Origin of the sequence: Streptomyces sp. LS1784 (assembly GCF_020103755.1) — a bacterium.
Lineage (GTDB): Bacteria > Actinomycetota > Actinomycetes > Streptomycetales > Streptomycetaceae > Kitasatospora.
In genome coordinates this window covers 1-13,143 of record NZ_JAHSQD010000017.1, presented here as the reverse complement: position 1 = coordinate 13,143, position 13,143 = coordinate 1, and the positions used below count along the sequence as shown (strand labels likewise).

At 70.5% G+C, this 13,143-nt stretch carries 16 protein-coding genes and 1 pseudogene; 4 read left to right on the top strand and 13 right to left on the bottom strand.

Annotated elements, in window-relative coordinates; all coding sequences use genetic code 11:
* The first annotated feature begins 14 nt into the window (after positions 1–14).
* Entirely contained in the window at positions 15–1,106 is a 1,092-nt protein-coding gene (galT, locus tag KS423_RS04410; protein ID WP_224275022.1) for a galactose-1-phosphate uridylyltransferase, read from the top strand.
* The gene (gene galK / locus KS423_RS04405; protein ID WP_374119899.1) at positions 1,099–2,271 is read left to right on the top strand and encodes a galactokinase; all 1,173 of its coding nucleotides are present in this window, start codon (positions 1,099–1,101) and stop codon (positions 2,269–2,271) included. The genes galT and galK overlap by 8 nt, the downstream gene beginning before the upstream one ends.
* 265 nt (positions 2,272–2,536) lie before the next feature.
* Here the strand turns inward: galK and KS423_RS04400 are convergent, their stop codons facing one another.
* The 4 genes and pseudogenes from KS423_RS04400 to KS423_RS04385 form a co-directional block, all read right to left on the bottom strand.
* Positions 2,537–3,019, bottom strand: a complete 483-nt coding sequence (locus KS423_RS04400; protein ID WP_224275019.1) for a hypothetical protein — start codon at positions 3,017–3,019, stop codon at positions 2,537–2,539.
* A gap of 145 nt (positions 3,020–3,164) precedes the next feature.
* A pseudogene (locus KS423_RS04395) lies at positions 3,165–3,965 on the bottom strand (pyridoxal-phosphate dependent enzyme); the annotation flags it as partial.
* A gap of 167 nt (positions 3,966–4,132) precedes the next feature.
* Positions 4,133–5,425, bottom strand: a complete 1,293-nt coding sequence (locus KS423_RS04390; protein ID WP_224275017.1) for a D-arabinono-1,4-lactone oxidase — start codon at positions 5,423–5,425, stop codon at positions 4,133–4,135.
* 125 nt (positions 5,426–5,550) lie between these two features.
* Complete coding sequence (locus KS423_RS04385; protein WP_224275015.1) at positions 5,551–6,528, bottom strand: LysR substrate-binding domain-containing protein; 978 nt, start codon at positions 6,526–6,528, stop codon at positions 5,551–5,553.
* A 177-nt stretch (positions 6,529–6,705) separates the two neighbouring features.
* Here KS423_RS04385 and KS423_RS04380 point away from each other — a divergent pair, with 177 nt between their 5' ends.
* Entirely contained in the window at positions 6,706–7,047 is a 342-nt protein-coding gene (locus KS423_RS04380; protein WP_224275013.1) for a hypothetical protein, read from the top strand.
* Positions 7,048–7,125: 78 nt separating this feature from the next.
* Here the strand turns inward: KS423_RS04380 and KS423_RS04375 are convergent, their stop codons facing one another.
* A complete protein-coding gene (locus tag KS423_RS04375) occupies positions 7,126–7,314 on the bottom strand; it encodes a hypothetical protein (protein WP_224275011.1) in 189 nt (62 codons plus the stop codon).
* Positions 7,315–7,757: 443 nt separating this feature from the next.
* On the opposite strand from KS423_RS04375, the gene KS423_RS04370 reads away from it, so the two are divergent.
* Positions 7,758–8,408 (top strand): hypothetical protein, encoded by a 651-nt coding sequence (locus KS423_RS04370; RefSeq protein WP_224275009.1) that lies wholly within the window; start codon positions 7,758–7,760, stop codon positions 8,406–8,408.
* 151 nt (positions 8,409–8,559) lie between these two features.
* On the opposite strand, the gene KS423_RS04365 is transcribed toward KS423_RS04370, so the two are convergent.
* From KS423_RS04365 to KS423_RS04335, 8 genes are all read right to left on the bottom strand, one after another.
* Positions 8,560–9,393 carry a hypothetical protein gene (locus KS423_RS04365; protein WP_224275007.1) on the bottom strand — a complete coding sequence of 278 codons (834 nt, stop codon included), beginning with the start codon at positions 9,391–9,393 and terminating at the stop codon, positions 8,560–8,562.
* 604 nt (positions 9,394–9,997) lie between these two features.
* The gene (locus KS423_RS04360) at positions 9,998–10,222 is read right to left on the bottom strand and encodes a hypothetical protein (protein WP_224275006.1); all 225 of its coding nucleotides are present in this window, start codon (positions 10,220–10,222) and stop codon (positions 9,998–10,000) included.
* Entirely contained in the window at positions 10,219–10,695 is a 477-nt protein-coding gene (locus KS423_RS04355) for a GNAT family N-acetyltransferase (RefSeq protein WP_224275004.1), read from the bottom strand. The genes KS423_RS04360 and KS423_RS04355 overlap by 4 nt, the downstream gene beginning before the upstream one ends.
* A gap of 23 nt (positions 10,696–10,718) precedes the next feature.
* Entirely contained in the window at positions 10,719–10,850 is a 132-nt protein-coding gene (locus tag KS423_RS47185) for a hypothetical protein (RefSeq protein WP_263454475.1), read from the bottom strand.
* Positions 10,851–10,942: 92 nt separating this feature from the next.
* Positions 10,943–11,428 (bottom strand): NUDIX domain-containing protein, encoded by a 486-nt coding sequence (locus KS423_RS04350; protein WP_224275002.1) that lies wholly within the window; start codon positions 11,426–11,428, stop codon positions 10,943–10,945.
* A gap of 36 nt (positions 11,429–11,464) precedes the next feature.
* A complete protein-coding gene (locus KS423_RS04345; RefSeq protein ID WP_224275001.1) occupies positions 11,465–12,352 on the bottom strand; it encodes an aminoglycoside phosphotransferase family protein in 888 nt (295 codons plus the stop codon).
* Positions 12,349–12,777, bottom strand: coding sequence for an NUDIX domain-containing protein (locus KS423_RS04340; protein WP_224275075.1), 429 nt, complete (start codon positions 12,775–12,777; stop codon positions 12,349–12,351). The genes KS423_RS04345 and KS423_RS04340 overlap by 4 nt, the downstream gene beginning before the upstream one ends.
* 69 nt (positions 12,778–12,846) lie before the next feature.
* Positions 12,847–13,143 (bottom strand): NUDIX hydrolase (locus KS423_RS04335; RefSeq protein ID WP_224274999.1); only part of this gene is annotated, 297 nt, incomplete at its 5' end.

The following is a 13,143-nucleotide window of genomic DNA, read 5'->3' as shown; positions in this document are numbered from 1 at the left end:
GAATGCACGCAACCATGAAGAAGACCGCCACCAAGCTCGCCGACGGCCGCGAGATCCTCTACTTCGACGCGGACGACACCGCGCTCCGAGACACGACGGACCCGCGCCCGCTCGAACCCACCACCGCACTGTCCGAGATCCGCCGCGACCCGGCCACCGGCGACTGGGTCACCATCGCCGCCCACCGCCAGGGCCGCACCTACCACCCACCGGCCGACCAGTGCCCGCTCTGCCCGTCCCGCGACGGATGGGCGACCGAAATCCCCGCCGACGCCTACGAAGTGGCGGTCTTCGAGAACCGCTTCCCCTCGCTGGCCTTCGACGCCGCCGCCCACGTCGGCCGCTCCGACGCCCCGCTCCGCACCAGCGCACCCGCCGCCGGACGATGCGAGGTGGTCTGCTTCACCTCCGACCACACAGCGAGCTTCGCCGATCTCACCCCGGCGCAGGCCCGCCTCGTCCTGGACGCCTGGACCGACCGCACCGCGGACCTCGCCACGCGCCCCGGCATCCAGCAGGTCTACTGCTTCGAGAACCGCGGCGCCGAGATCGGCGTCACCCTCGCCCACCCGCACGGCCAGATCTACGCCCTCCCCTTCGTCACCCCTCGCACCGAGCGCATGATCACCGCGGCGGCCGATCACCGCGCCCGCACCGGCGGCAACCTCTTCGAGGACCTGCTCGCCGCCGAACGCGCCGACGGCGCGCGGGTCGTCCTGGCCGGCGAACACTGGACGGCCTTCGTCCCCTTCGCCGCCCGCTGGCCCTACGAGGTCCACCTCTACCCGCACCGCCGGGTAGCCGACCTGACCCACCTCGACGAGGCCGAACGCGCCGAGTTCCCCACCCTGTACCTGGAACTGCTGCGCCGCTTCGACCGGCTCTTCGGAGGTGGCCCGACCCCGTACATCTCCGCCTGGCACCAGGCACCCGCCGCGAGCGGACACGAACTGGCCCTGCACCTGGAGCTGTTCACCGTCCGCCGCACCGCCGACAAGCTCAAGTACCTGGCCGGCGTCGAATCCGGCATGGACGCCTTCGTCAACGACGTGGCACCGGAGACCGCCGCCGAGCGCCTGCGCGAGGTCGCCACCACCCATGGCTGAGCACACGTCACCTCACGAGAGACACCCGGAACACCCCGTGACACACCACTTCCAGTCCGTCTTCGGCACCGAGCCCGAGGGCGTCTGGGCGGCACCCGGCCGGATCAACCTGATCGGCGAGCACACCGACTACAACGACGGCTTCGTGCTTCCGCTCGCCATCCCGCAGCACACCAGTGTCGCGGTCCGACGCCGATCCGACGACCTGCTGCGCCTGCACAGCCGGCAGGCCGACGGGCCTACCGTCGAGCTGCGGGTGGCCGACCTGGCACCCGGCAGCGTCACCGGCTGGGCCAAGTACCTGGCGGCCGTCGTGTGGGCGCTGCGCGAGGACGGGCACCTGATCGGCGGTGCGGATCTGCACATCGACAGCGACGTGCCCGCCGGTGCCGGGCTGTCCTCCTCGGCGGCGCTCGAATGCGCGGTCGCCACGGCGTACAACGACCTCAACGGACTGGGTCTCTCCAGGACGGAGCTGGCTCTGGTGGCGCAGCGCGCCGAGAACGAGTTCGTCGGCGTCCCCTGCGGCGTCATGGACCAGATGGCCAGCATGTGCTGCACAGCGGACGCCGCGCTGTTCCTCGACACCCGCGATCTCGGCTCCCGACAGGTCCCGCTGGCACTCGACGGCCTCCGGCTGCTGGTGATCGACACCCGGGTCAAGCACGACCTGGCCGACGGTGCCTACGCCAAGCTGCGCGCAGGCTGCGAGCGGGCCGCCGAGGCGCTCGGCGTCCTCACCCTGCGGGACCTTCCGTCGAGCGGATTGGCCGAGGCTCTCGACCGGCTGCCGGCCGAGCTCCGGCCGTTGGTGCGGCACGTGGTGACCGAAAACGCCCGGGTCGAACAGGCAGTCGCCCTGCTGAGCGCCGGAGACCCGGCCGGACTCGGTCCGATCCTCACCGCCGGGCATGCCTCGCTCCGCGACGACTACCGGGTCTCGTGCCCCGAGACCGACCTCGCCGCCGCCACCGCCGAGGCAGCCGGCGCGCTCGGCGCCCGCATGACCGGCGGCGGCTTCGGCGGCTCCGTCATCGCCCTGGTGTCGGAGGTGATGGTCGGCAGCGTCCGCGAGGCCGTCCTCTCCGCATTCGCGCGAGCCGGCCACCGCACGCCGCGCACCTTCGTCGCCACCGCCTCCGCCGGAGCCCGCCGGCTCGCCTGATGCCGCACCAGTCGGTTCGGGTGTCGACCCCAACGGGGATGTCAGGCCAGTCGGCGTGTCGTTCAGGCTGTCCGAGAGCTGGTCTCCGTCAGAGCCGGGGCCGTTGAGGATTCGAAGGTGGTCAAGACCTCGGTGCTCCGTGGGCAGGGAAGCGGGTTGGCGGTCCGCGGACGGGCGCGGCTGGGCGCGGGAACGGTGGGTGTCGGTCACTGCTGCGGCAGCGCGAGCAGTCGGTTGTGCAGGCGTTCCATGTCGCGGCTGCTGCTCAGGTTCCGGTACTGGTCCTGGCTGGCGGAGTACCAGTTGGCTTCGACCTCGGGCAGCCCGCGACGTTCGGCGGCCTGCCCGAGGTACTCGGTGGCGTGGGCCGTCCGGTGGTGGTGGCCGAGGTGTGCGAATTCCTGCAGGGCGATGTTGATGCTGCCGGCCGCGAGGTCGTGCTGGCCGGCGAGGGACTGGGCTTTCCCAGGAAGACCTTCGCCCGGGCGACGTTCAGTGGGTCGGGCGGGGTGAGCGATTCGAGGTCGGCGAGGGCCTGCTGGAGCAGCGGGAGCGCGAGGTCGGTGTTGCCCTGGCGGGCGGCGGTGGAGCCGAGGAGGATCTCGTCGAGGTCGGCACCGCGCCGGTCGTCGAGGTCGGCGTAGAGCGTGATCGTGCGGGTGAGTTCGGGCTCGGCGGCGGCGTACCGCTCGGTCTCAGGAGGTCCTCCGATGAGCCGACCGCTTGGCGCACTCCGCAGAGGGATCACCGCGTTGACGGCCGTGGGACTGGGCCTTGCCAGCGCCGTCGCGATCACACCAGCAGCAGCCTTGGCGACAACAACAGCTCAGACCCGGCGTCCGGGTGCTCAGTCGGCATGAGGCGCCAAGCGCACTTGATCACTTCCGCTCCGCTCACTGCCTGGGGCCATAGGTGTTCAGGAACAGCACGGGGCCGCCCGGATCGGCTGTCAGCGCGGCGGCGAACGCCTTGGCGGTGTACACGGGGTCCAGCCGCAGCCCGGTGGCCGCGGCGATGTCCGAGGCGGCGGCGGCTTCGGAGGTGGGGTGGCCGTATCCGTTGCCCAGGTAGGCGCGGGTCGAGGCGAGCCGCAGCGGTGGAAGGTCGAATGCCGCTCCGCGCTTGCGCAGCACGGTCGCGGTCCGGTCGGCGAGCCGGGTCAGATCGCTCGCGGCGAGCGGCAGGGTGTCGTTGACCACGACCCCGAGCACCCGCGACCGCAGTCCGGCCAGTGCACAGCCCAGGGCCAGACCCGCGGCGGTGCCGCCCGAGCCGACGGCGGTGACGATGTTCCGGGGTTCCGGCAGTTCGCCCGCCCGCACTTGCTCCCCGAGTTCCAGTCCCGCCTCGACGTAGCCGAGCACGCCGATCGGTGCGGAGCCGCCGGCGGGCAGGTAGTAGGGCAGCCGAAGTCCGTGACTGTGTCGCAGGAACAGCCACGGTGCGGCCGCGATCGTCAACGGCTTGGTGCGGGTGAGGTGAATGGTCGCGCCGGACGACCGCAGCCTGCGCATCTGCTCGCGCACATGTCCGTCCTCGGGCTGGTCGATGAGAGCGAGGACGGTGTCGATGCCGAGCTCCCGCCCGTACAGCGCCGCCGCCAGGCCCCAGTTCGTCCCGGTCGCACCGACGGTCAGCACGGTGCGCGCTCCGCGCTGACGCACCTCGGGTAGCAGCCACTCCAGCTTGCGGACCTTGTTGCCGCCCCAGCCGCCCGAGCCGTAGCCGCTCTCGTCCTTGCATCACAAGTCGTTCCGGGCGGTCCCGGTGAGCCGGCGTACGGGCGTCGGCCCCTCCCCGAGCCGGAGGAAAGGCAGTGTGCGCTCCAGCTCGGGCCAGCGCCTGTGCAGCAGTGTCGTGTTCATACCTCTCCCAGCACGCGACGGACATGGGCGTTCGCGAACCGCCCCTCGGGGTCGAGCCGCCGGCGCACCGCCGCGAAGCTGTCCCATTCGGGGTAGCGCGGGCGCAGTGTCTGCGCGGTCTGGAAGTGCTGCTTGCCCCAGTGCGGCCGACCGCCGAAGGAGTCGAAGATCGCCTCGGCGGCCCGGAAGTACGGCTTCCAGTCCAGCTTGTGGTACTGGTGCAGCGCGATGTAGCAGGTCTCGCGTCCGCCCGCCGGAGACAGGTAGGCGTCGTCGGGGGCGACCCAGCGCACCTCGATCGGGAAGCTCACCTCGAACTCCGGACGCCGCGCCAGCTCCCGCACCGCCCGCACCGCCTCGGCGGTGTGCCGACGCGGGATGGCGTACTCCATCTCCACGAACCGCACACGCAGCGGCGTGGTGAAGATCCGGTCGGAGCGGTCGATCCGGTGCGAGGAGCCCGCGAGTCGAGAACCCAGGCGCTGCAGCGGGCCGTTGGCCCGGGGAGCGAATCTGCCGATCTCGCACACGGTGCGCAACGCGTGGTTCTGCAGGAGTTCGTCCTCGACCCATTCGCGGGCGCGGGAGAGCGGCCGCGGCTCGAGGTCGGTCCGGTTGCGGGCGGACGTCATCGCCAGCGGGCTGTGCCCGAAGGTGAACAGCTGGAAGTGGTCGTTCACCGCCAGCAGTTCGTCAAGGTTGCCGAGCATCTCCTCGACCGCCATCAGCCGGTCGACCGCCTCCAGCGTGAACGCGGGTACCGCCTGGATCGTGACCGCGGTGACCACGCCGAGGGCGCCGATGCCGACCCGCGCTGCACGCCAGATGTCCGGTTCCTGTTCGGCGTTGACCTCGATCGTGGTGCCGTCGGCGGTGACCAGTTCGATGGAGTGCAGGGCGGCTGAGAGGTTCCGCAGGCGTGCGCCGGTTCCGTGGGTCCCGGTGGCGGTCGCGCCGGCGATCGACTGCGCGTCGATGTCGCCGAGGTTGGGGAAGGCCAGACCGTTCTCGGCCATCACCTGATTCAGTTCGCGCAGCGTGATGCCGGCTTCGACCCTGATCCGACGCGTGGTGTGGTCGACGTCCAGGACGCGGTTGCAGTGTCGCAGCGACAGCAGCGTGCCGTCGGTGACGACCGCATCGGTGAACGAGTGCCCTGCTCCGGCGACGCGCACCACGTGACCGGCCGCGGCCGCGCGCACCACGGCCTGTGCCACGTCCGCTCTCGTCGCGGGGTCGGCCAGGACTGCCGGCTGGCACGTCTGGCTGCCTGCCCAGTTACGCCACATCGGGAGCAGTTCCGATCAGGCCGGTGGCACCCGTGCGCGCTGAGGGGGCGCCGAGGTTCGTTCTCCGCATGCGCCGATCGTAGGAGCGTGGCACGCGACCGCGGAAACACTCAGTTCGCGCGAATTCACTCACTCCGGCTGTGGATCAGGCCGGTGCCCGGCGGCAGTACCCGATCGTTCATGTCCGGACACTCCAGCGCCTTCACGGCCTTCGGGTTCGTGTCGCGGACCGCACATGCGGCGTCGGCGAACGAGCGGACCAGGTCGGTCTCGTGATCGGCGCGCCAGCCGACGGCCAGCTCGCTGCCGCGCACGTCGGCGAGCGGCACCAGGGCCACCCCGACCGCAGGCATCCACCGTACCGACGCCACGGTGACGACGCACCCCATCCCGGCTCCGACGCACTGCGTCTCCTCGAGCACCGACGCGGCCGCGCCCACGAACTTCGTCGGCGTGCCGTTGCGGTGCTCGGCCAGCGACCAGAAGTCGATCCAGGCCGGATCGGCACAGACGTGTCCGATGATCGGCTCGTGCACCAGCTCGGCCACGGTGAGCACGCCGCGTTCGGCCAGCCGGTGCGAGGCCGGCAGCATCACCACCCGGGGCTCGACGAACAGCGTTTCGCTGCGCAGCCAGCCTCCACCGGTGATCGGCAGCCGCAGGTAAGCGATATCGACGGACCCGTCAGCGAGCCCGGCGGACGGGTCGGCGTAGCTGTAGGTCTTGAGGTTGATCCGTACGTCCGGATGACGTGCGCGGAAGTCGGCGAGAACCGCTTCGGTGAGGGTCAGCGCCCCGCCTTCGCCGGTGCCTATCGTCAGCACACCGGATGCGTCGGCCTCGATCCGCCGGGCTTCGCGGACGGAGCGGTCGAGCGTCGCCAGTGCCGACCTCGCGTCGTCGAGGAACGCCGCGCCCGCCGACGTCAGCTCGACGCTCCGGGTGGTCCGCCGGAACAGCGTCACGCCGAGGGCCTGCTCCAGCTGTCTGATCTGAGCGCTCAGCGACTGCTGCGCGAGATGCAGTCGCCCGGCCGCGCGGGTGAAGTTCAGCTCCTCGGCGACCGCGACGAAATAGCGCAACTGCCTGGTGTTGATGTCCATGGCACGAGAGTGGCTTTCTAAGGCGATGACGATCCGCTCCGCCCCATCAGCCGGCGGATGCTCAGATGGTAGGCCGTCCCGACACCCCTCGCCCCGGCCGGTCCGGGCCTTCCTGCGTCCGCTCCGGGCTTCGGGCACCTTGAGCGGGGAATCTGGCGCAGGCGGCGCGCACCTTCGGTGAGACTGGAGGTCATCACCGAGGTCCGCACCCGCTACCTCGGCGCCGAGTGCCGCGCCGGCTCCGGCGCCTACCGCCACCCCAAGGAACGCCACCAGGACGTCGTCGCCCGCTCGCCCTTCGCGACGATCGAGATCGCCCGCTGGGACCGCACCCTCACCCGAACCCTGGACGAGGTCGTCGGCCTGCAGTTCTCCTACAGCTACAGCAGCCCCGCCCAACTCGGCGACCAGAAAGACGCCTTCGAACGCGACCTGCGCGAAGCCCTGACCTCGTTCAGCCCCGAAGGACGCTTCGACGAACTCATCCGAACCGAAGCGATCACCGCCACCCGACCCTGAACCGGCGCCGGGAACCAGAGCGAACGAGATGGGGGCAGGGGTGAGGCGAGCGTGCACGCTCGCCTCACCCCCACCGGCCTACTTAGCGGCTGGCACCAGCACCCTCACCAGTGCCAGGACTTGCCGAGTGCTCGCCAGGACGAACTTCCTCGTCGCTGCCGAGGGGATGAACATGGCGATCAAGAGCATGAGGCTCATCACCGCCACCGCGACGGTCACCGGCACCGCGAGCGCGAGCCGGGCCCACACGCTGAAAGGAACCGTCACCGGCACCCCCCGGACGACGAGGCCGGGGCGTCAAGTCCATTGCCGGATAAGGTCTTATGAGCTATGGTCAATACCAAGCGAACCTTCCCTGTCAAGCTCGGCGGGATGAAGGAACGGACGGCTCCCGCTGGAACGGGGGCCGTCGGCGTTTTGGGCCGACGGTGGTGCAGTCCGCTCGCTCTTGAGCCTAGAACACCCTCTGCCGCACCACGGTTCCGCGGCCCCAGAGCTGCAATCACGGATTTGACAAGAGGGGAACGAAACCCCGCCATCCGAGGTTTAGGCGGCGCCAAGCCCCGCGGTGAGCGCGACGGCATCGTGAACTGCGGCATCACACCCAGCTATCGTTCTTCAGGAACCCTTGCACGAGCCTGAGTTGACGCAGATATGTGTCCGGATCGCGCCTCTCTCAAGCGGGCACTTGTCAGCTAAAACTGACATCCATGGGAGAGCGACACCGCTGGAACGGCCCGTCCCACTTCGACGGCACGCCCAAGACCTTCGGCGACGGGCTTGAGCTGGCGCCGGCAGTCCAGGCTCTTCGCGAAGCGGTCCACAGGCTTCGAGAACTCGTCCCCAGGCCGCCCGGCGACCCGGCCGAGGAACTGCTGGACGCCTTGAGCCGACTGGCGGCGATCGAGAAGGCCGTGGACGCCGAGAGGGTCCTGCTCCTGGCCGAAGCCAACTACCGCGGGGCTACGTGGCAACAGATGGCCCAGACCTGCCGAGTCCGACGCCAATCACTGCACAAGCGCTACGCGGACCGCGTCCTACGCGTCATTGGCATCTGCTCGGACACCAATCCGGAGAAGCCACTGCGGCTGATCATGGAGCTCTACCCCAACACGTTCAACCACCTGGTCGCGCTGGGCCTGGTCAACCCCGAGCCGTCCACCGCCGACGGACGGCACCGCCTGGCCTTCCGCAGGCACACCCATGCCATTGCCGTCGCCCAGCAGCAGAACGCGCCGCAGACGGAGTACGACAAGAGCCGACACGATCCCCAACGGCAACCGAGGAAGACCGCTGACGGAGGAACCCCGCCCCCGCATCGGGCCGCAACAAAGGCCGCTCGCCGCTCGACGCGGGACTGAATTTTCCCTTCAGCGCCGTTCCCCACCCTTGGAAACCGGCGAAGACTGGAAACGTCTCCTTGATCGACGGGCGCCAGGCCAGGCGGGTGCCGGCGTACACCCGAACGTGCACCGGTCGGTACAACGCAGAGCGCACCGCCTTCACCGGGCATCACACAGCGATCGGAGAAGCGCCCTGACTTTGGGCCATCGACAGCAGCAGAGAGGCTGGGACTGTGGTGGCGTCGAAGGTCTCGGTCCAGCCCCCGGCGGGCATCTGTGTGGGCGTTAGGAAACCCTGCTTCTTCCGTCGTCCCTCCGGACGGAGCGCGTTGATCACCGCCTGCTCGACCTCACGGGCCTCCCTGCCAGTGGCGAATGGCAGCTTGGAGATGACCTTCCAGTCGTCGTTCTCGAAGCGGGCCACGCGGTCTTCCTGGGTGTACTGGCCAGTGATGCCGATCTTCGACGCCCCGTAGAGCGGGTGGTCGAGGACGTACAGCCAGGCGGGTGCCTCCGGGTCGAGGCCGTACTTCGCGCAGAACTCGCAGCACTCGCCTCGGGTGCGGACGTTGTTGAGGTTGGGGCTGACGAGCTGGCCGCATTCGCTGTGGAGGGAGAGCCACGGCGAGGCGACGTCCTTGAACAGCTCCACGGGCTTGAATCCGGCCGACTTCATGTCAGCCAGGGCCTCAGCCGCGCGCAGCTCCGCCCCGGCCTCAGCCACGGCCTGCGACACGACGCCGCACCGCTTGCAGAACTGGCAGCCGTCATGACGGAGCCTGACGTTTCCATACCGGGGCGCCACCAGGTGGCCAGCCGCGGTGCACTGAGAAAGCCAGGCGTTGTTGGCGCCGGGGAAAACGACCAGCGCCCGGAACCCGTGGTCGCGCATCAGGGCCACCGCCTTGACGGGATCGACGGGGACGTTCGGCGCGCAGTACTTGCAGGCTCCCTGGCCGCTCATCACGTTGTTCCGGTTCGGGTAGATGATCTCCTTGCACACGTTGCACTCGCACTCCCACGGCGCGCGGGCTTTGCCGGGGTAGGGAACTCGGGGTGTGCACAGTTGCCGTACCGGATCATGTCGGCTCGGGCCTGCTCGGGTGATATCGACGGCACGGGGAGCCTCTCAGGAGGGGACAGGTCCCCGGCATGCTCCCAACCGCCGCTGACAGCTCACGTTCGACCGAGAAACGGAACAGTCTCCACCGCATAGCTGTGCCGATAATCAGTACGGTCGGTTATCGAGTGGCCCCGGCGCCCTGGAGTACGGCGCACTGTGCACGTTCGCGTGTACCGGATGGTGCACTCACAGGTGAACGCCGACACCGGGCGGCATCATTCGTCGGCGGTCGACTCCCCGGGCGGTCCTCCGCCCCCCTCGGATCGCGCAGCCTCCAGCTCGGTCTGGAGCCGCTGCTGCCGCGCGGCAGGGAACATACTCACCCGTAGCCACGCGCCGACCTGCACATCGGGTCCGGGCGCCAGCCACACCGGCACTGGCGGAGCAACCCGCGCAGACACATGTCAGAGGTTCCGCCGCTGGCCGGCGAGAAGTGGTCGTGGAAGGCGACGATCAGACGCGGACGTTCGGCCAGCAGCATCCGCTACTGCTTCTCGGTGAACCCGCCGATGGTGTCCTCGATGTGGGCACGCGGGGCGACCGACACCTTGCCGGACAGGGCGGGGTAGCGGTCGGGGAACGCGACGTGGACGCCGTCGTCCAGGACCATCTGGTGCTCGAACCCGGCCACCGCGGCGAGCATTGAGCGGATGAAGCACGGCCCCTTGTGGGCCTTCTCGTTGTGGGCGTCGAGGACGAAGCCGCTCACCGCCTCCAACCCTTCGGGACGGGGCGGAGCGCCATGTAGCCGTCCAGCGGCCCGAAGCCGAGGGACTGGTAGAGCGGTGCGCCGGCCTCGGTGGCGCGCAGCTCGATCGAGCCGCACCCGGCCGCCTTGAGCGCCTCGACCAGGGCGGCGGTGACGGCGCGGGCGTGGCCGCGGCGGCGGTGGGCGGGGTCGGTGGCCACCGTGTGGACGCGGCCCCACAGCCCGGTGGGGTGGGTCGGGCCGAGGTAGCCGCGGTAGACGATGCCGATGGCGCACGAGGCGAGCGCGTGCTCGTTGGCGGGGACGACGAAGGCGAGCAGGTTCGGATCGGTGCCGAGGCGGGCGCGCATGTCGTCGCGGAAGGTGGAGTGCCAATCGTCGGTGAGCTGGGCGCCGTCGAGGGCCGCGACGCGCAGGCGCAGCAGCTCGTCCGCGTCCTGCGGGCCGGCGGGGCGAACGGACAGACCGGGCAAGGGGATTCCTCCAGGACGGGCGGTCAGTGGGACAGCTGCGGTGGCGGCGGATCCAGGCGGACGAGGTGACGGTCGGTTCCGCCGTCCGGCCGGTGAACGGTCCGGTAGATGTACAGGACGGTGCTGCCGGGGAAGGCGACGACGCCTTCCTCCACGACGGGCTACTCGCCCACGTTGGCGCGCAGCCGGGCGCCGGCATCGGCTGGCAACTGCGGTGCGGGCAGCCGTCGGTGTCGGCCCACCGCTCTCACGCGCCCACCAGGGTGCGTGGGTCAAAGGGCTCGCCGTCCCAGCCGTGGGTGGAGAAGCCGCGTCCCCCGGACAGGTAGAGGGTGAGGGCGGCGTGGGAGGTCGGGAACATCGGCAGCGGGAGCGCATCGGCTGGGGTCCAGGTGACGGCGAGGTGCTTGTTCGACTCGGTGTTCGTCAGCTCGCCGCGCCAGGCGGTGGCGAGGAACACCGACAGCAGGAACGGTCCCTTGCCGTCCCAGCCGGCGCGGACCTGGATCGTGTGGACAAGCCGCAGGTCCTCGGGCTCGACCAGGAGCCTGGTTTCCTCCCGGAGTTCGCGGGCGGCGGCCTCGTCGAGGCGCTCACCGACCTCGACCTTGCCGCCGGGGATCGTCCACGCAGGGGCCGTGCTCCAGCTGTTCGCCGCGTAGTGGATCGTCGCTACCCGGCCCTGGGGCTGGTCGTGGGCGATCACGGCCACGGCCTGGCGAAGGCTCTCCACAGTGCTACCTCCAAGATGGCTGAGCGGATGGGGATTTCAGGCGGTCGGCGCGGGGCGGCGCAGCTGGTCCAGGACGGTGCGGGCGTAGCCGAGGATCTCCTCGTTGTGATGGTGGTCGAAGGCCCAGCGCAGGGCAGCGGGGCAGTCGATCGCTGCCCAGGCCCGGCACGCCGCCCACTCGTCGGCGGTGAGGACTCGCCCGTACCCGGCGAGGAACGCCGCCCGGAGGTCGGGCCGGTACGGGGTGAGCTGGAGCATGACCCGCATCAGGTCGCGGCGCACCGGCTCCTCGACCTGGGTGCGCTCGAAGTCGATGACGCCGACGATCAGGTCGGCGCCCTGGTGTTGGACGAGCCAGTTCCTGGGGCCGAAGTCGCCGTGGCAGGTGGTGAGAGCGGTGTGTGGGGGCTCGGTTCGGGTGGCCTCGGCCAGGACCTCGGTGTCCTCCGTCGACAGCTGGGCGTCGCGGGCGCGGGCGAGCGCCCGTTCGCGTTCCTGGCTCCAGGGCAGCCGCTCGCCAATCACACTGACGGAGGTCGGTTGAGCGTGGATGCGCGCCGCGAGCAGGCCGGCCTGCCGGTACACCTCACACTCCTCGGCCGGGCTGAGCGCGGCCTTGATGGCCGGGACACCGGGCAGCGCCGTGGTGACGACGAGCAGTGTCCGGCCGTCCTCGGCGAGCAGGGTCGGGGCCCGGCCGGGGCCGAGGGCGGGTGCGAGGTGCCGGTAGGCGGCGGTCTCGCGCTGGTGCATGAGTGCGTTCTTGTGCCGCTTGGCGAACAGGCGGCTGCCGTCGCCGGTGCGGATCTCCCACACTGTCGTCCTCCCTGTGGGGTCGGGCGAGCATGCGCCCAGCAGCTCGTACGGACCTGCCGTCTCGCGCAGCAGCCGGGCGGCGTCGTCGGGGACGGTGGGCGTGGTCATGCGGGCCAGCCGACGGTGGAGAGCCAGCTGCCGCAGGCGATCTCGGCGAGGGCGTGCGCGGTGTAGGGCACGATGTCGTCCGGCAGCCGGCCGAGCGGCCACCGGCGCAGCTCCTCGCACTTGTGCGGCTCCGCGTTGCGCACCCGGCCCTCGTAACGGACGGGGTGGAAGAAGAGCTGGAGGCGGCTGCGCCCGTCGTCGGCGTCGAGGTGGTGCAGCGTGTGGACGAGCTCGAGGTCCTCTTCGGCGATGGTGATGCCGAGTTCCTCCTCGGCCTCGCGCGTCATGGAACGGGTGATGGGCTCGCCCTGTTCCATGTGCCCGGCCGGGAGGTGCCACAGGCCGGCGGCGTAGCGGGTGTTGCGGCGCCGCCCGAGCAGCACGGTGCCGTCGTCGACCAGGGCGAGGTGGACGCCGACGACCAGGGTCAGCGGGTCCGTCTCGGGCGTGCGGGTTGCCCTGTCCGCTGGGGTGGCCGGTGTGGCCGAACTGGGTCACGAGTTCCTCCCGGTGGGCTGGTCGGCCGCCGCGGCGAGAAGTGGCAGGTAGTGGTGCATGTAGGGCGGGACCTTGAGGTCCAGTACCTCGGCGAGGGGGACCATGCGTACGGCCAGGCCCTCGTCGCCGAGTCGCAGGTCGCTTTCGGGGCCGTCCCAGTGGGCGTGCAGGACGCGGACGAGCGGGGAGACGAGGTCGTGCTGCGGGCCGGGCACCGGCCGTACCCGGGTGATCTCGATCCCGGCCTCCTCGCGGACCTCACGGGCCGCGGTCTCCTGCGGGGCTTCGTCGGC

What these genes read in the sequence shown, in the direction of transcription:
- galT (WP_224275022.1), top strand. Translation starts at nt 15, where the DNA reads ATGAAGAAGACCGCCACCAAGCTCGCCGACGGCCGCGAGATCCTCTAC.
- galK (WP_374119899.1), top strand. Translation starts at nt 1,099, where the DNA reads ATGGCTGAGCACACGTCACCTCACGAGAGACACCCGGAACACCCCGTG.
- KS423_RS04390 (WP_224275017.1), bottom strand. Translation starts at nt 5,425, where the DNA reads ATGTGGCGTAACTGGGCAGGCAGCCAGACGTGCCAGCCGGCAGTCCTG.
- KS423_RS04385 (WP_224275015.1), bottom strand. Translation starts at nt 6,528, where the DNA reads ATGGACATCAACACCAGGCAGTTGCGCTATTTCGTCGCGGTCGCCGAG.
- KS423_RS04370 (WP_224275009.1), top strand. Translation starts at nt 7,758, where the DNA reads ATGGGAGAGCGACACCGCTGGAACGGCCCGTCCCACTTCGACGGCACG.
- KS423_RS04345 (WP_224275001.1), bottom strand. Translation starts at nt 12,352, where the DNA reads ATGACCACGCCCACCGTCCCCGACGACGCCGCCCGGCTGCTGCGCGAG.